The following is a 16,353-nucleotide window of genomic DNA, read 5'->3' on the forward strand; positions in this document are numbered from 1 at the left end:
CTGGAAGAAGGAGCCTGGTTTTGGATGCAGGATATCAACGTCTCCCCCCGCCATTGCAGGGCGAGATATTTCAAGTCAAACCAGATACCGGCACTGGCGTTGTGGTACTCGGCGGCTCCAGCGGCCGGGTCGATGTGGCCCGCGCCAGGTTGTTTGCGAGCCAGGGGGCAACGGTCATAGCGCTTCGCTGGTTCGGCGGCGAAGGCCAGGTGCCAGGCATTTGCGAGGTGCCGCTGGAAACGTTTTTCTCTGCTACGGACCACCTGATGGGACTCGGCTGTAAACGCATCGTCCTGGTGGGAACATCGAAAGGCGCCGAAGCTGCGCTGCTCACGGCCGTATACGATCCGCGCATCAGCGCGGTCGTCGCGCTGAGCCCTTCGTCAGTCGTCTGGGGAAATATTGGTCCAGGGCTTGATGGCATTAGCTGGCCGGAACGCTCGTCGTGGACATTGCGAGGCACACCGCTTCCCTTTGTTTCGTCGGACCCAGAATGGGTGCGAGAATACAGAGACGAACTGGTCGCCTATCGGGGCCTGTTCGAACGATGCCTTCAGGTACACGAGTCTGAGATCGACGCAGCGGCTATCCCTTTGGAGAGAACGAATGCCGAAATTCTGCTCGTAGCAGGATGCGATGACGCGCTCTGGCCATCAGACAAATTTGCCGCATCACTTGTTCGGAGACGCGCAGGTTTTGGTTTGTCCACACAGCTTGTGTTGGGAGAAGATGCGGGCCATCGCATTCTGCTGCCCGGCGAAACCACTCCCCGATCATCGCTGCGCGCTCATGGTGGAAGTGACGAGGCCGACGCCCAATTGGGACGACTCGCATGGGAACATATTCTTGAGATGCTATAGCGTGAGCGCTGCAGTGATTTGATCGATGGTTCAATCCATCGAATTGGTGCGGCAGTGCGCGAAAGGCACCCTCGATGGACGACCGAATTCTGATCAGGCCTTACGCGCCAGGCGACGTGAACGCGACGATTGAAATTTTTCTGCGCGCCATACGAGAGGCCGCGTCGAAAGACTACTCACCCGCTCAGATCCAGGCTTGGGCAAAGGTGGAAGATCGCGGACTATGGGCAGAGCGAAGGATAAGCAGGCCTGCCTGGATCGCAGAATTTGACGGGCAGCCTGTCGGGTTTTCCGACCTGACCGGCGGCGGGTGCCTGGACATGATGTTTGTGCACCCCGAATTTCAGGGGCTTGGAATAGCAAGCCACCTGTTAAGCAGGGTCGAAGGCGAAGCTCTGAAACTGGGGTTTAGCCGAATTTATACCGAAGCCAGCCGAACGGCCCGACCGTTTTTTGAGCGCAAAGGGTTCCGCGTCATAACGAAGCAAATCGTCGAGAAACGTGGGCAAGGCCTGGAAAACTTTCTCATGGAAAAGCTCTACCAGTAATATGCGGCAGGTCGAGCGGTTGTTCAGACTGTGAACACCTCACGCCGCAGCACCTCCCAGGAGGCCTTGTCGGGGGTAATCAGCAGCCCGCCATCGAGATGATGCGGCAGGTAGGCCGAGCCGTCGAAGCGCGCCGCATAGGCGCCTGCCTCCTGCGAAATCAGGGTGCCGGCAAGGTGATCCCAGGGCATCAGCTTGTTGTACATGAGATAATGCACATGGCCGCCGGCAAAGGTGCGGTATTCGTGGGCTGCACAGCGGTAATTGGTGAGGAAGCGCACCTTTGCGAGATTGCCGAGCACTTCGGCGCGCTTCTCCTTCGGCAGGTAGCCGGTCGAGGCCATGCCGACCATATGCTCCAGGCCCACGGGCGCTGCGACCGAGAGCCGCTCTGCGCCACCCTCCGGCCGCCGCAGCCAGGCACCACCGCCCTTTTCCGCCATCACCCAGTCGTCGCCCATCGGATCGTAGATGATACCGGCAATCGTCTCGCCGCCGGAGATAACGGACGCCATGACGCCGAAGGCCGGGATGCCGGCGGCAAAATTGAACGTGCCGTCAACAGGATCGACGACGATCGCGAGATCGGCATGTTCGAGGCTGCCGAGCAAATCAGGATCGGCCGCGACCGATTCTTCGCCAAGGAACAGTGCGCTAGGCCAGAGCCGCTGAGCTTCCGCCTTGATCATCCGCTCGGCCTGCTCATCGGCCTCGGTGACGAGATCGGTCGCCTCGCTCTTGGCGCGCACGTCGTCCTGACCAAGCCGGCGGAAGCGTGGCAGGATCTCTGCCGTCGCCGCGCGGCGCAGCAGATCGGCCAGAACGATCACGTCAACAGTCGAAGTCATGTCAAATCCTCACGCTTAGGTCTCTCAGGAGAACCTTGAATCAGATGCCGACGATCTCGCGCCGGATGAGCTGCCAGCTCTCCTTGTCGGGCGCGGAGATGATCCCGCCCACGGTCTCTCCGGGGCGATAGGGCGTGCCGTCGTATTTCGCCGTATGGCCGCCGGCCTCCTGATGCGCAAGCACGCCGGCCAGGTGATCCCAGGGCATCAGTTTCGTATGCCCGATGAAATGCAGCTTGCCGGAGGCAACCATCCAATATTCGTAGGCCGAGCAGTTGAAGGCGAAGGTCATCCGGATCTTTGCCATGTTGGCACAGATACGCGAGCGATCCGGTTCATCCATATGCCCCCACGACATGCCGCCGACCATCTGGTTCAGGCTAGCAGGCTCGGCGACCTTCAGCTTTGTCGATTGCCCGTCCTGGCGCGTCAGGAAGGTGCCCGCCCCTTTGATCGCGGTCACCGTGTCGCCGAAAACGGGATCATGAATGATGCCGGCGACCGTCTCGCCCTTGATCGTCACGGCCAGCATCGTCCCGAAGACGGGAAGCCCGGCGGCGAAATTGAACGTCCCGTCGACAGGGTCGATGACGAAGGCGAGCTCGGCATCGGCAAGTGCCGGCACGACGGACCGGTCGGCGTCATAGGCTTCCTCGCCGACGACGAGTGCTGCGGGAAAGCGCTCTCTCAGCGCCGCGGTGATCCGGTGTTCGGCAAGCACGTCCGCCTGCGTCACCAGATCGATTGCCGAAGTCTTCTCCGAAACATCGGCAGCGCCGAGATTGCGGAAACGCGGCATGATCTCGGCGCGCGCCGCCTCCCTGACGCAATCGCCGAGAAAGAGAATATCCTGGTCTGAAATAATCATGCGAAATCCTGCCTTCATTCAATAGCCAGCCTGCATAGCCGGCCTTTCATGAAGGATCGGTGACACCAAGGGTGGAAAAGTCGAAGAGTTTCGGGTCGAGCAGATGCGACGGGTTCACATGCGAAAGCGCCCGCAGCATCGTATCCTTGCGGCCCGGCATCCGCCGCTCAATATCGGCGAGCATGTCCTTCATCGCATTGCGTTGCAACCCGTCCTGCGAGCCGCAGAGATCGCAGGGGATGATCGGAAACTGCATGGCGGCGGCAAACTTCGCGAGGTCGTCCTCAGCGGCATAGGCCAGAGGCCGGAGCACCATCAGGTTGCCCTCGTCGTTTAGAAGCTTCGCCGGCATCGAGGCGAGCCGGCCGCCATGGAAGAAATTCATGAAGAAGGTCTCGAGAATGTCCTCGCGGTGGTGGCCGAGCACCAGCGCATCGCAACCCTCTTCCCGCGCGACGCGGTAGAGATTGCCGCGCCGGAGCCGCGAACAGAGCGAACAATAGGTGGCGCCTTCGGGCACTTTCTCCTTCACGATCGAATAAGTGTCGCGATATTCGATCCGGTGCTGAACGCCGATCTTGGTGAGATAATCCGGCAACACGTGCTTGGGGAAGTTCGGCTGGCCCTGGTCGAGATTGCAGGCGATGAGTTCGACCGGCAGCAGGCCGCGCCATTTGAGATCGAGCAGCAGCGCCAGCAGCCCATAGGAATCCTTGCCGCCGGAAAGGCCGACCAGCCAGCGCTTCTGGCCCTTCAGCATGTCGAAATCGTCGAAGGCCTGACGCACCTGCCGCAGCAGGCGCTTGCGCAGCTTGTTGAAGGAGACGGAACGCGGCGCATCGGCAAACAGCGCATGACCGCCGGTGTCGGCCTCGCCACTCTCCAACTCGTCGGCGATATTGGCTGCGATGTTCATTGGTTCGTCCTACAGAAATTCCACACTTGCTCTAGCAGAAACCCGCCTGGCAACACAGCGTCAATCGCCGAAAACCGACCAGCCGGTGCGCGCTGCGAGCATTTCCAGCGCCGCGGCGCCGAGCTGCGAATTGCCGACCTTGTTCAACCCCGGCGACCACACCGCGATCGAGGCAATACCGGGTGCCACGGCGAAGATGCCGCCGCCGACGCCGCTCTTGCCGGGCAGGCCGACATGATAGGCGAAGTCGCCCGAACCGTCGTAATGGCCGCAGGTCAGCATCAGCGCATTGATGCGCCGCGCCCGCTTCGGCGAAACCACCGAATGGCCGGTCGTCGGATTGCTGCCGCGCGCCGCCAGGAACAGCCCGGCGCGGGCCAACTGCTCGCAGCTCATCGACAAGGCGCATTGATGGAAATAAACGCCGAGCACGTGGTCGACGGGATGGTCGAGATTGCGGTAGGCGCGCATGAAATTGGCAAGCGCGAAATTGCGGTATCCCGTCTGCGTTTCGGAGCGCGCCACCTTGTCGTCGATGGTGATCGACTCGTCATCGGCGAGATAACGCACGAAGCGCAGCAGTTCGCCGATTGCCTCGCGCGGCGCATGGCCGGCCATGACGACGTCGCTGACGGCGATCGCGCCGGCATTGATGAAGGGGTTGCGAGGAATGCCGCTCTCATGCTCGAGCTGGACGATCGAGTTGAAAGCCGATCCGGAGGGTTCGCGCCCGACCCGCTTCCACAGCCCCTCGCCGACCTTGCCGAGCGCCAGCGTCAGCATGAAGACCTTCGAAATGCTCTGGATCGAGAAGGCGGTATCGGCATTGCCGACGCGATAGACTTTGCCGTCGACAGTGACGATCGCCATGCCGAACTGCTTCGGGTCGACCTTGGCGAGCTCAGGAATATAGTCCGCGACCTTGCCCTCGCCGATCCGTGGCTGGATATCGGCGTAGATGCTATCGAGGATCGCCTGCAAATCTGCCATTGCTTCTCTCCAGATCGCAAAAAAGCCGCTCGAAAGAGCGGCTTTCCGTATATCGACGCATGCTGTTGTCTCGCAATCGGTTTCGACTGCGAGACGAATGCATTAACGCGAATAGAATTCGACGACCAGGTGCGGTTCCATAACGACCGGGAACGGAACGTCGCTGAGCGTCGGAACGCGGCCGAAGGTTGCGACCATCTTGTTGTGATCGACTTCGATATAGTCGGGAACGTCACGCTCTGCGAGGCTGACAGCCTCCAGAACGATCACCAGCTGCTTCGACTTTTCGCGAACTTCGATGACGTCGCCGGCCTTGCAACGGTAGGAACCGATGTTGACGCGCACGCCGTTGACCGAGACGTGGCCATGGTTGACGAACTGACGGGCAGCAAAGACCGTCGGAACGAACTTGGCGCGATAGACGATTGCGTCGAGGCGCGATTCCAGCAAGCCGATCAGGTTTTCGGAGGTGTCGCCCTTGCGGCGGTCGGCTTCGGCGAAGATCGCGCGGAACTGCTTTTCGCGCAGGTCACCGTAGTAGCCCTTGAGCTTCTGCTTGGCGCGCAGCTGCACACCGAAGTCCGAAAGCTTGCCCTTGCGGCGCTGGCCGTGCTGGCCCGGGCCGTATTCGCGGCGGTTCACCGGGGACTTCGGACGGCCCCAGATGTTTTCGCCCATACGGCGGTCAATTTTGTACTTGGACGATTCGCGCTTGCTCATCGTATTTCCTTTCAAAGGTTTATGACGGTTTGTTGCCAAACCGCACGAAGGAAACACGCCCTCCTCTGATCTCTGCCAAGATCTGACAGGATGTTCCGGTTAGCGAACAGGAACGATCCACGGGACATGTCAAATGAAACACCGGACATTGCTGCCCGGTGCTTGCGGCGGTCTTTAGAGGGCCGTCATGAAAATGTCAACAGCGGCAAACCCCGAAAGCGCCACTATTCCGCCGCCAGCGGCTGATCGCCCGTGTCGGGGGCGTTGGCGTCGCCCGGCGCCGTCTGGCAGTCCATATCAGGGAAAGCGACGATACGCTTGCCGGAAAAATCGGCGTGCACGACGATGATGCCCTGCTCCTCGAAATAGCCAAGCAGGCGGCGGGCGCGGCGGGCGGAATGCGTGCCGTAGGCGCGGGCGATGCGCGCATCCGACGGGCACGGCTCGCCGCAGACGGCGGCCTTGGCGAGCATCAGGAAGACGCCCTGCAGGTCGTCGGTGACACCCGATGACAGCGACAGCGCCGTCGCCCAGGCATCGGTCGCAGCTGTCGTCGCATCGACGCCGGAACGCGAGATCGCCACCCGCCGGCGGAAATCCGGCAGCGCAATCGGCGGTCCCGGTACGCGGCGCATGCGCAGCCTTACCAGAAAATCCTGGTAGAGCACCGAATCGGTGCGGAAGGCGGAGGTAGGATCGTCGAGTATTTCGGCAAGAACGCCGGCTAGGCGCTCCTCCCGCTCCTCGGCGGAGACCTCAACCTGGCTCGCCCTCGCCTCGGCAGGTGCTGCCGATGCCGCCGGCGTCGAGCGCGAGAGCTCGGCCAGAATGTCGGTCGTCGGCCGCGGCGCCGGCGCGGCGCGGCGCACGGGCGGGCGCTGGAATTCCTCCGGATCGGGCGTGAAGATCAGGTCCTCCACATCCTGTGGAGCATCCGGCAACGGCATCAGCTTCGGGCTGGAAGAGCGCGCCGAGGTCTCCACGGCGCCGATTTGTATCGGCAGAGGCCGGCGTGACAGTGCCGGTCCGAGAGCGACGAAATTGCCGCGCTTGAGATCGCGGAACATCTCGGCCTGGCGCCGGTCCATGCCGAGCAGATCGGCAGCGCGCGCCATGTCGATATCGAGAAAGGTGCGGCCCATCAGGAAGTTCGAGGCCTCGGCGGCGACGTTCTTGGCGAGCTTGGCAAGCCGCTGCGTCGCGATCACGCCGGCAAGGCCGCGCTTGCGGCCGCGGCACATCAGGTTGGTCATCGCGCCGAGCGACATCTTGCGCGCATCCTCCGAGACATCGCCGCCAACCGACGGCGCAAACATCTGCGCCTCGTCGACCACGACGAGAACCGGATACCAATATTCTCGATCGGCATCGAACATGCCGTTGAGGAAAGCCGCTGCAGCACGCATCTGCTGCTCGATATCGAGGCCTTCGAGCGTCAATACGCAGGAAACGCGATGCTGGCGGATGCGGTTGGCAATGCCCGCCAATTCCGCCTCGGTCCGTTCACCGTCGACGACGACATGGCCGAACCTGTCGCTGAGGGTGACGAAATCCCCCTCGGGATCGATGATGACCTGCTGCACCCATTGCGCCGATTGCTCGAGCAGGCGGCGCAGCAAATGCGACTTGCCCGATCCGGAATTGCCCTGCACGAGCAGACGGGTAGCCAGCAGCTCCTCGATATCGAGCGTCGCCGGGCTGCCGGACGCCAATCCCATATCGATGCCAACCTGCAATGCACATCCTCGCGGCGAAGAGACTCACATGAACGAAGCGCCATTCTTCCGAAACGGCATCGCCCCGTCTATCAAAGAATGCATTGTCTTTCAGGACCGGATTTCACCAACCCACAGGACAATTCCCGGCATCATCCGAGAAGCTGATCCATCGCCGTGATCGGGCATCTCTTCGCGGAACTACGCCCTCAAACCGAAGCCCTGCATCAGCCGCCGTGTGGCGAAATCGGGATTGCCCGAGGTGAGCACCGCGAAGTCGAAATTGTCGGGATGCACGGCATCGGCGACCAGCGGCACCAGCGTGCGAGCGCGGCGCGCGATCGCTTCGGCGGGGTCGAGCCAGTCGACCGGCCAGGGCGCAAGCCGCCGGAAAAGATTGGCCATGAAAGGATAGTGCGTGCAGGCAAGCACGACGATATCAGTCTTCTGACCGTCCTTCTCGACGAAGCATTGGTCGATTTCGGCAAGCACGGCGTCGTCAGAGACGGCATCACCGCGAATATAAGCCTCCGCCATGCGCGCAAGGTTCTCCGAACCGACGAGGCGGACATGGCATTGCTGGGCAAAGGACTGGATGAGATCGCGCGTATAGGCTCGCTTGACCGTGCCCGGCGTCGCGAGCACCGAGACCAGGCCGGAGCGCGTACGCTCCGCCGCAGGCTTGATCGCCGGCACGGTGCCCACGAAGGTCATCTGGGGAAAGGCGGCGCGCAAATCGGCGCCGACCAGCGTGAAGGCGGTGTTGCAGGCGATGATGCAGACCTCCGGATCGTGCTCTGCGAGCAGTCGGCCGAAAAGCCCGATGATCCGTTCCTTCAGCGCCTGTTCCTCCCAGCCGCCATAGGGAAAGCCGGCATCGTCGGCGACATAGATGAAGCCGCGTTCGGGCATCAGTACGCGCGCCTCGCGCAAGACGGTCAGCCCGCCGATGCCTGAATCGAAGACGAGGACGGGTTTCAGCTCATGCGTCGGCGCTGTCATCTGGCGGTGTTTCCTTGGTCGCGGTCGGGAACCGGCCGCCGCGCGGGCTCTTGCGCGAGAAGCGGTCGAGGGAAGAGATAACGCCGCGCAACACACTGATTTCCTGCTCCGTGAAGGCCCGGCGGGATAGAACAGCGCGCAGATTGTCGATCATTTTCGGCTTTTTCCCGGCAGGATGGAAATAACCGCGCGCATCGAGCGCCTCTTCCAGCTGGTCGAACAAGCCGAACAGCTGTTCCTTGGTCGAAGGCGTTTGCCCCATCGCCTGAAAAGGCACGGCGCCGAGATCCTCCATGCCGGATTTCATCCATTCATAGGACATCAGCAGCACCGCTTGGGCGATGTTCAGCGAAGCAAAGGCCGGATTGACAGGAAAGGTGACGATCTCGTCGGCAAGCGCCACCTCCTCGTTGGTCAGCCCCCAGCGCTCGCGCCCGAAGAGGATGCCGGTGCCCTCGCCGGCGCGGAACCTCGCCCGAAGCGTCTCCGCGGCGATGACGGGCGAACGCACCGGCTTATAACCGTCGCGCTCGCGCGCCGTCGTCGCATAGACGAAATTGAGGTCGGCGACCGCCTGTTCCAGCGTGTCGTAGACCTTGGTCGCCTCGATCACGTGATCGGCCTTGGAGGCGGTCGCCAGGGCTTTCTCGTTCGGCCAGCCATCGCGCGGATTGACGAGGCGCAGTTCGGCAAGACCGAAATTCGCCATGGCACGTGCCACCATGCCGATATTCTCACCCATCTGCGGCTCGACCAGAATGATGGCCGGCCCTTCGGCCAGAAGTTGACGCTCGCTGTTCGTGCCTGCCATGACCTTATCCCTGTTTCGAGCGCGCAATAACCTCGGCCGGTGCAAACGGCAAGACATCAGCCTGCGGATAGAGCCTTTCCAGCGCCGAACCGATCATTTCGAGCCCCAGTCTCGCGCCCTCGCGCGACAGCGGCAGGTGCCGCCCTGTCGTCCGCGAAGCCTTGCGCTCGATGAAGAAACAGGTCGAGCCGCGCGGGGCCGCATCCTTCATCAGCGCCTCATCCGCCGCGATCAGCCTCTTCAGCTCGTCGGCCTCGGCCGGCGCTGTGGAACTCTTCGCCAGGGTGCGCGCCCAGTAGGTGCAGGAGAGGAAGATCGCCAGCGTCTGGCGGATCTGGCCCGGACGCGTCACCACCGACCAGGACGAGCCGAGCGGCTTGGCGGCCACCGTCACGTCGCGGTAGCAGGCATCGATCTTCTGCGACAGGGCGATCAGTTCGAAGCCACTCTTGCCCTCACCGATCGCGTTCAGCAGGTCCTCCAGCGCCTGGAACCAGCGGGCAAGTGCCGCATCGAGCGCGCCGCGCGTGCGGGCCGGAAAGACCAGGAAGGCGACCGCCGTTCCGGCCACCGCGCCGATCACGGTCTCGCCGATGCGCAGCTGCAGCAGGTCGAGCGTCAGCACGCCGGTCATGCCGTAGACCAGGCAGAGCACGATCGAGATGAAAAAGGTCATCGTCGCATAGGAAACTTGCAGGAAATAGAAGGCGAGGAAGATGCAGATGGCCGCAACCGGAATGGCGATTGCCAGCTGCCCCGAAATCAGCGTCGCCAGCAGGAGGCCGATGGCTATCCCGAACACCGTGCCGAGCGAGCGCGACAGCGCTTTCATCGCCGTGTCGCCGCGCGAATTGGTATTGGTGAAGACGAGGAAGGCGGCCAGCACCGCCCAGAACCAGCGCTCGCGCGACAAAAGCAGGCCGAAGCCCATGGCGATCGCCGAAGCGAGCGTGATCTGCAGCGCCGAGCGCAGCAGCGGATTGGCAAAGGAAAAGTCTATCTTTTCAGGCTGCGCAGTGTCCTTGACGGCATCGATGCCGGCAAAGCCGGAGGCCTGCCCCTCGCCGATCGCCTGCGTTAGCTGTTGCCGCGCCTCGCCGAGCCAGAGAAGCGCCCGCACAGTTTCGCCCTGCGGCTCGTCCTTGATGGCTTCCGCCATGGCGCTATAGGATGCAAGTTCGGCTGCATCCGCCTCGATCACCGCATGGACGAGTGCGAAGGGCGGCGAGCTCTGGAAGCTCAGCACGATCGCGCTCTCGGCAGCAAGATGCGCATCGAAGAGCCGGATCGCCAGCTCTGCGGCGGGATCGGCGGTGGCATCGAAAACCCCGCCGGCCGGGCGTGGAATGAAGGTTTCGGCCATCAGCACCACTTCCTTCAGCCGGTCTTCCAGCTGACGCAGCTCCTGCCTGTCGGCTTCGCCGATCTCGGCGCCACCGGCAAGTGCGGCGAGCTTGAAGAGGATCTGGTTGATCCGGCCGCGCACGCTTTCGAGCGAGCGCAGCAGGTCGCGCCGCCAATCGTCCGGCAGGAGCACGGCTCTCACCAGATGCCCGAAGAGCACCGAAACGACGGGGCCGATCGCCACCGCCGGCAGCTCAGCAAGAGAAGGCCGGAAATAAGACCCCATGAAATAGGAGGTGAACGCGAACATGCCGATCGCAAAACCGCGCGGCCCGAACACGCGGCCCGCCGATGCGAGCGCGATCACCACGAGGAAGACGAGGTCGGAGAGAAAACGGCGATCCTCGAGGCCCGCCGCGATGGCGACGACGCCGAGGCTTGCGACGCAACCGAAGAGCCGCGTCACCAGTTGTCGCGTATTGCCCTTGTCGCGAACCGCCACCCCGCCCTCGATCGACAGGACGATGCCAAGACCGAAAGCCGCCGTCGCCAACGGCACGATGAACATTTGGATGGCGAGGAGGACCAAAAACGAGAAAAGGATCGTCAGCGTCACCCGCGAGGCCATACGCAGGCGCGAAAGCGCCGGATCGTTGGCAAGCAGCCAGTCACGGAACTGAAAACCGGAAAACAAATGCAAGAGCCCCTCATGCCGCCCAGGGATCAACAGATACCGCCGCAAGAGCGGAAATCAAATCGCCCCAGATCGAATCTCGATGCTCTTGAATGTCGCGCGCCTATTGGCCCTTGGCAATCAGCGCCATCGTCGTCTTCAGGGAATCGCGCGCCTGCGTTTCGATATTCTCGGTGACGATATCGTCGATGACGGGCTTGCCGCCTTCTTCGACCACTTGGAAACGAACGGTCGTATAGTCCTTGGCATCGGGCGCATCCGAGCAGGCGGATTTCTTGAAGCGTACGGTCACCTCGGCCACGCCGTCGACCACAGGCGCTGCCGCCATCGTCAGATCTTCCAGCGGGCAGGCATCCTGGCCGTTGACGATGACGTCGTAGTCGAAGGGCGATATGCCGTCGTCGTCGACGGCGGGAAACTGCGCCGCCGCCTGGTATTTCGCGACGAAATCGCGGCTGTAGAGATGGTCGAGCCGGCTCGCATCGAAGATGTCGGTCCAGTCGCTGTTATTGTCGGCCCAGTTGCTCCTGGTCGCATCCATGATCTCCTTCACGGGAGCGGTAACGTCAGCGGCATCACCGATGCCGCCGGCGGCGTGGCTGATGCCTGAAAAGGCGATAAGGCTTGCGATAACAACGGCGATTGTCTTCATGGTCGAATGTCCGGAGCGGCAGATCGAGGCGGACACTAGCTAAATTTCAGCGCTTGGCAATGCCGGCAAAAACGCATTGTCGAACCCCTTGCAGCTTTGCGTTCCCGGTTCACAATGCTATAGCGCTCCGGATCATATCACCCACCCGGGACCCCGTCCCCATTCAAGCTCGAACGAGGCAGATACATGAACAAGATCAAGGTCGCCAATCCCGTCGCCGATCTCGACGGCGATGAAATGACGCGCATCATCTGGCAGCTCATCAAGGATAAGCTGATCCATCCGTATCTTGACCTCGACATCGACTATTTCGACCTCTCCGTCGAAAACCGCGACGCCACCAACGACCAGGTCACCGTCGATGCCGCCAACGCCATTAAGAAGTACGGCGTCGGCATCAAGTGCGCGACGATCACGCCGGATGAAGCCCGCGTCAAGGAATTCAACCTCAAGGAAATGTGGAAGAGCCCGAACGGTACGATCCGCAACATTCTCGGCGGCGTCATCTTCCGCGAGCCGATCATCTGCAAGAACGTGCCGCGCCTGGTTCCCGGCTGGACCAAGCCGATCGTCGTCGGCCGCCACGCCTTCGGCGACCAGTACCGCGCCACCGATTTCAAGTTCCCCGGCAAGGGCAAGCTGACGATCAAGTTCGTCGGCGAGGACGGCACCGTCATCGAGAAGGAAGTCTTCAACGCACCGGGCGCCGGCGTCGCCATGGCCATGTACAACCTCGACGAATCGATCCGCGAATTCGCTCGCGCCTCGATGATGTACGGCCTGATGCGCAAGTGGCCGGTCTATCTGTCGACCAAGAACACCATCCTCAAGGCCTATGACGGCCGCTTCAAGGACATCTTCGAGGAAGTCTACGAGACCGAATTCAAGGATCAGTTCAAGGAAGCCGGCATCACCTACGAACACCGCCTGATCGACGACATGGTCGCTTCGGCGCTCAAGTGGTCCGGCGGTTACGTCTGGGCCTGCAAGAACTATGACGGCGACGTCCAGTCCGACACGGTCGCCCAAGGCTTCGGCTCGCTCGGCCTGATGACCTCGGTTCTGCTGACGCCCGACGGCAAGACGGTCGAAGCCGAAGCCGCTCACGGCACGGTCACCCGTCACTACCGCCAGCATCAGAAGGGCCAGGAAACCTCGACGAACTCGATCGCCTCGATCTTCGCCTGGACCCGCGGCCTGGCGCACCGCGCCAAGCTCGACGACAATGCCGAGCTCGCCCGCTTCGCCTCGACGCTCGAAAAGGTCTGCGTCGACACTGTCGAATCCGGTTTCATGACCAAGGACCTGGCGCTGCTGATCGGCCCCGACCAGCCGTGGCTCTCGACCACCGCCTTCCTCGACAAGATCGATCAGAACCTGCAGAAGGCCATGGCGTAAGCTGGCCTTTCCAAGATAACATCGAAGCGGCGGGGATTTCCCCGCCGTTTTCATTTTGGGAGAATGAACCGATGACGGCCATCCTGCGACCGCTTGAATCCTCGGACCGCGCCGCTTGGGAACCCCTATGGGAGGCCTATCAGCGCTTCTACGAAGTGGTCATCCCGCCCGAAACCACGGATCTCACCTGGGCTCGCTTCCACGATCCTGACGAACCGATGCACGCGCTCGGCGCCTTTGACGAAGATGGCCGTCTCGTCGGCATCGTCCATGCCATTTTTCACCGTTCCTGCTGGCTGCCGCAATGGACCTGCTATCTGCAGGATCTCTATGTCGACAACAGCCAACGCGGGTTCGGCACCGGTGCCGCTTTGATCGAGGCCGTCGCTGACCTCGCCCGCGCCAACGGCGCAGGCAGGCTCTATTGGATGACACACGAAGCGAATGCAACGGCGCGGCGGCTCTACGACAGGATCGCCGAGCGCTCGGGTTTCATCCAATACCGCAAGGCGCTTTGAGGGCCTGGGGTTGCACAAAGGCCCCGCCGCACTATTGATTCCGGGGAACAGCAAGGCAGCAGAAAAACGGGAACACGAGGAGGATCTCATGACTGAAGAACTGGTATTCTATACGAACCCTATGTCGCGCGGCCGTATCGCGCGCTGGATGCTGGAGGAGATCGGCCAGCCCTATCGCACCGAAGTCCTGACCTTCGGCGAAACCATGAAAGCCCCCGAATATCTCTCGATCAATCCGATGGGCAAGGTGCCGGCAATCCGCCACGGCGATACCATCGTCACAGAATGCGCGGCGATCTGCGCCTATCTTGCCGAGACCTTCCCCGAAAAGGCGCTGGCCCCGAGGCCGGAGGAGCGTTCCCGCTATTACCGCTGGATGTTCTTTGCCGCCGGCCCCCTCGAATCGGCGGTGACGATGAAGGCGCTCGGCTTCGAAATTCCGAAGGAACGCCTGCGCATGGCCGGTTGCGGCGGTTTCGGCGACGTCATGAACACCCTCGAAATGGCGGTCTCCGGCTCCACCTACGTCACTGGCGAGCGCTTCACCGCCGCCGACGTCTATGTCGGCTCGCATATCGGCTGGGGCCTCGGTTTCGGCAGCATAGAGAAGCGCCAGGCCTTCGTCGATTATTTCGGCCGCATCAGCGAGCGTGAGGCCTACAAGCGCGCGAATGCGCTGGACAACGAGGCCGGCAAAACGATGCAGGCCGCCTGACCGTCAATCCCGGCGCGGCCAGACCGACGCGCCGGGAATATCAGCCGTCAGGCGAGCGGCATGTGAATGTTCGTCAGAAGCTCGGTCGGCGGCACCTCGCGCGGATTATTGAGATATTCCTCGAACATGACCCTGTCCTTCAACTGCCGACCGGATTTCGGCAGCCATTCGGCAAAGAGCCACTGATAGGATTTGGGCATATTGGCATAGGGGCCCTTGTGGCGCAGCACCGCATAATCACCGCCCTCGATCGTGCGCCGCTCGAACGGCGCATCGGCCGGCACGTCGGCAGCGCCGGTGACGCAGGCGATCGAGCGCAGCTTTTCGAGCGGCACAAGATCGGGATCGTCCAGATAGACGCCGATCATCCGCATGTCGGGCTTGGCGAGGCCGCGGGCGTAAAGCGTGCCGAACAGCGTCTCGAAGGCCTTGTCGATCTGCATGTAGGAACCGGTATGGGCAACGCCGATCAGCTCGATCGGCGCGATCTCGCGTATGGTAACGTCTAACATGACTTTGGTCTTTCCGTCAGGTGAGGGCTCATAGGCTGTGTGGCTTCCCTCTTTCCGGTAGCGGGCCGGCGGCATGCCGTAGACCGACTTGAAAATACGATTGAAGGATTGGAGATTGGGATAGCCTGATCGCTTCGCAATTTCACTGACGGCAAGTTCCGTGCGGACGATCTCGCCCGCCGCGTGATGCAGCCTGAGCCGCTTGACGGTTGCCGCCAGCGTCTCGCCGTAAATCGCCCGGTAGATCCTGTGCCAGTGATAGCTCGACATGCAGGCGATCTCGGCAAGGCGCTCCATATCCAGCTCCTCGTCCAGGTGGTCGTGAATATAGGCCGAAACCCGTCTCAGACGGTTTTCATAAAGTGCCCATGCCGTTTCGCCATTCATGTCGGAACCTCGTGCAAATCGATCGGCTTGAGAGAACCATAACCGGATTTGACAAATCCTGCGGACTTGAACCTTCGGCGAATCCTGCGTAGACCGGAATTCCGGCTCGAACCCAAAAGGAATGATAGATGCCGGATTTTTCAACATTAATGCTCTTTGCCGCCGCAGCGCTGGTGCTGACGGCCACGCCCGGCCCCGACATGCTGCTGATCGCCTCCCGCAGTGTCAGCCAGGGACGCGCTGCCGGTTTCCTGACCTATGCCGGAATCGCGCTCGGCACCTATTGCCACGCCCTTGCCGCAGCATTTGGGCTGTCACAGCTCTTCATGACCGTGCCTGCCGCCTATGAAACAGTGCGCTGGGCCGGCTGTTGCTATCTTCTCTGTCTCGCATACAAGACGGTCCGCTCGGAAGGCGCCGCCTTTCAGCCGGCATCGACGCTGAAGCGGCTGTCGGGCCGGCGTATCTTCTTTGCGGGCCTTGCCACCAATCTGCTCAATCCGAAGATGGCGCTCTTCGTCATTGCGCTCTTTCCGCAATTCGTGAATGCGTCAGCCGGATCGCTGACGATGCAGATGCTGATACTTGCAAGCGTCCTGAACAGTATCGGTCTCGTCGTGAATGGCGCCGTGATTTTCCTCGGAAGCACGATCCATTCGAGACTTCAATCGGCGAGCCGTTTCCCGAAGTTGCCGCAATATATCCTGGCAACGGTCTTCACCGGGCTCGGCTGCCGCCTTGCGTTGCAGCCGCGAAACTGAACATCGAGTGACCACCGTCGTTGAAAACAAAACCGGCTGCGAAATCCATGATCTCGCAGCCGGTTTGAATTTCAAACTGTTGTCGGGCGGCAGT

Annotated in this window: 17 protein-coding genes; 6 read left to right on the forward strand and 11 right to left on the reverse strand. The window is 61.8% G+C overall.

The annotated features are described in order from the left end of the window. Window positions 1-20 precede the first annotated feature (20 nt). Window positions 21-860 (forward strand): alpha/beta hydrolase, encoded by an 840-nt coding sequence (locus ELH03_RS10665; protein WP_128402715.1) that lies wholly within the window; start codon window positions 21-23, stop codon window positions 858-860. Window positions 861-934: 74 nt separating this feature from the next. Beyond that, entirely contained in the window at window positions 935-1,408 is a 474-nt protein-coding gene (locus ELH03_RS10670; RefSeq protein WP_128402627.1) for a GNAT family N-acetyltransferase, read from the forward strand. Window positions 1,409-1,431: 23 nt separating this feature from the next. Here the strand turns inward: ELH03_RS10670 and ELH03_RS10675 are convergent, their stop codons facing one another. The 10 genes from ELH03_RS10675 to ELH03_RS10720 form a co-directional block, all read right to left on the reverse strand. Then, on the reverse strand, window positions 1,432-2,256 hold the full coding sequence (locus tag ELH03_RS10675) for an inositol monophosphatase family protein (RefSeq protein ID WP_128402628.1): 825 nt from the start codon (window positions 2,254-2,256) through the stop codon (window positions 1,432-1,434). A 40-nt stretch (window positions 2,257-2,296) separates the two neighbouring features. Continuing rightward, complete coding sequence (locus ELH03_RS10680) at window positions 2,297-3,124, reverse strand: inositol monophosphatase family protein (RefSeq protein WP_128402629.1); 828 nt, start codon at window positions 3,122-3,124, stop codon at window positions 2,297-2,299. A gap of 46 nt (window positions 3,125-3,170) precedes the next feature. Next, window positions 3,171-4,040 carry a tRNA 2-thiocytidine(32) synthetase TtcA gene (gene ttcA, locus ELH03_RS10685; RefSeq protein ID WP_128412355.1) on the reverse strand — a complete coding sequence of 290 codons (870 nt, stop codon included), beginning with the start codon at window positions 4,038-4,040 and terminating at the stop codon, window positions 3,171-3,173. A gap of 60 nt (window positions 4,041-4,100) precedes the next feature. Then, window positions 4,101-5,030 carry a glutaminase gene (locus ELH03_RS10690; protein WP_128402631.1) on the reverse strand — a complete coding sequence of 310 codons (930 nt, stop codon included), beginning with the start codon at window positions 5,028-5,030 and terminating at the stop codon, window positions 4,101-4,103. A 102-nt stretch (window positions 5,031-5,132) separates the two neighbouring features. Then, window positions 5,133-5,750 carry a 30S ribosomal protein S4 gene (gene rpsD / locus ELH03_RS10695; RefSeq protein ID WP_003540107.1) on the reverse strand — a complete coding sequence of 206 codons (618 nt, stop codon included), beginning with the start codon at window positions 5,748-5,750 and terminating at the stop codon, window positions 5,133-5,135. A 224-nt stretch (window positions 5,751-5,974) separates the two neighbouring features. Then, window positions 5,975-7,486 (reverse strand): helicase HerA domain-containing protein, encoded by a 1,512-nt coding sequence (locus ELH03_RS10700; RefSeq protein ID WP_128402632.1) that lies wholly within the window; start codon window positions 7,484-7,486, stop codon window positions 5,975-5,977. A gap of 180 nt (window positions 7,487-7,666) precedes the next feature. Further along, window positions 7,667-8,467, reverse strand: a complete 801-nt coding sequence (gene murI, locus ELH03_RS10705) for a glutamate racemase (protein WP_128402633.1) — start codon at window positions 8,465-8,467, stop codon at window positions 7,667-7,669. Then, window positions 8,448-9,278, reverse strand: coding sequence for an RNA methyltransferase (locus tag ELH03_RS10710; protein ID WP_027684518.1), 831 nt, complete (start codon window positions 9,276-9,278; stop codon window positions 8,448-8,450). Before ELH03_RS10710 ends, murI begins: the two co-directional genes overlap by 20 nt. A 4-nt stretch (window positions 9,279-9,282) precedes the next feature. Further along, complete coding sequence (locus ELH03_RS10715) at window positions 9,283-11,322, reverse strand: FUSC family protein (RefSeq protein ID WP_130766287.1); 2,040 nt, start codon at window positions 11,320-11,322, stop codon at window positions 9,283-9,285. 97 nt (window positions 11,323-11,419) lie between these two features. Continuing rightward, window positions 11,420-11,968, reverse strand: coding sequence for a hypothetical protein (locus tag ELH03_RS10720; RefSeq protein WP_128402635.1), 549 nt, complete (start codon window positions 11,966-11,968; stop codon window positions 11,420-11,422). Between the two features lie 186 nt (window positions 11,969-12,154). Between ELH03_RS10720 and ELH03_RS10725 the strand changes: the two genes are divergently transcribed. From ELH03_RS10725 to ELH03_RS10735, 3 genes are all read left to right on the forward strand, one after another. Then, entirely contained in the window at window positions 12,155-13,366 is a 1,212-nt protein-coding gene (locus ELH03_RS10725) for an NADP-dependent isocitrate dehydrogenase (protein ID WP_018242215.1), read from the forward strand. Between the two features lie 71 nt (window positions 13,367-13,437). Beyond that, complete coding sequence (locus ELH03_RS10730) at window positions 13,438-13,884, forward strand: GNAT family N-acetyltransferase (protein ID WP_128402636.1); 447 nt, start codon at window positions 13,438-13,440, stop codon at window positions 13,882-13,884. Window positions 13,885-13,972: 88 nt separating this feature from the next. Then, window positions 13,973-14,599 carry a glutathione S-transferase family protein gene (locus tag ELH03_RS10735; RefSeq protein WP_128412805.1) on the forward strand — a complete coding sequence of 209 codons (627 nt, stop codon included), beginning with the start codon at window positions 13,973-13,975 and terminating at the stop codon, window positions 14,597-14,599. A 47-nt stretch (window positions 14,600-14,646) separates the two neighbouring features. Here ELH03_RS10735 and ELH03_RS10740 read toward each other — a convergent pair whose 3' ends face one another. After that, entirely contained in the window at window positions 14,647-15,498 is an 852-nt protein-coding gene (locus ELH03_RS10740) for an AraC family transcriptional regulator (RefSeq protein WP_128402638.1), read from the reverse strand. Window positions 15,499-15,626: 128 nt separating this feature from the next. Between ELH03_RS10740 and ELH03_RS10745 the strand changes: the two genes are divergently transcribed. Then, window positions 15,627-16,259 (forward strand): LysE family translocator, encoded by a 633-nt coding sequence (locus tag ELH03_RS10745; protein WP_128402639.1) that lies wholly within the window; start codon window positions 15,627-15,629, stop codon window positions 16,257-16,259. The last annotated feature ends 94 nt before the right edge of the window (window positions 16,260-16,353 follow it).

Origin of the sequence: Rhizobium beringeri, assembly GCF_004306515.1 — a bacterium.
In the GTDB taxonomy this organism is placed as follows: Bacteria; Pseudomonadota; Alphaproteobacteria; order Rhizobiales; family Rhizobiaceae; genus Rhizobium; species Rhizobium beringeri.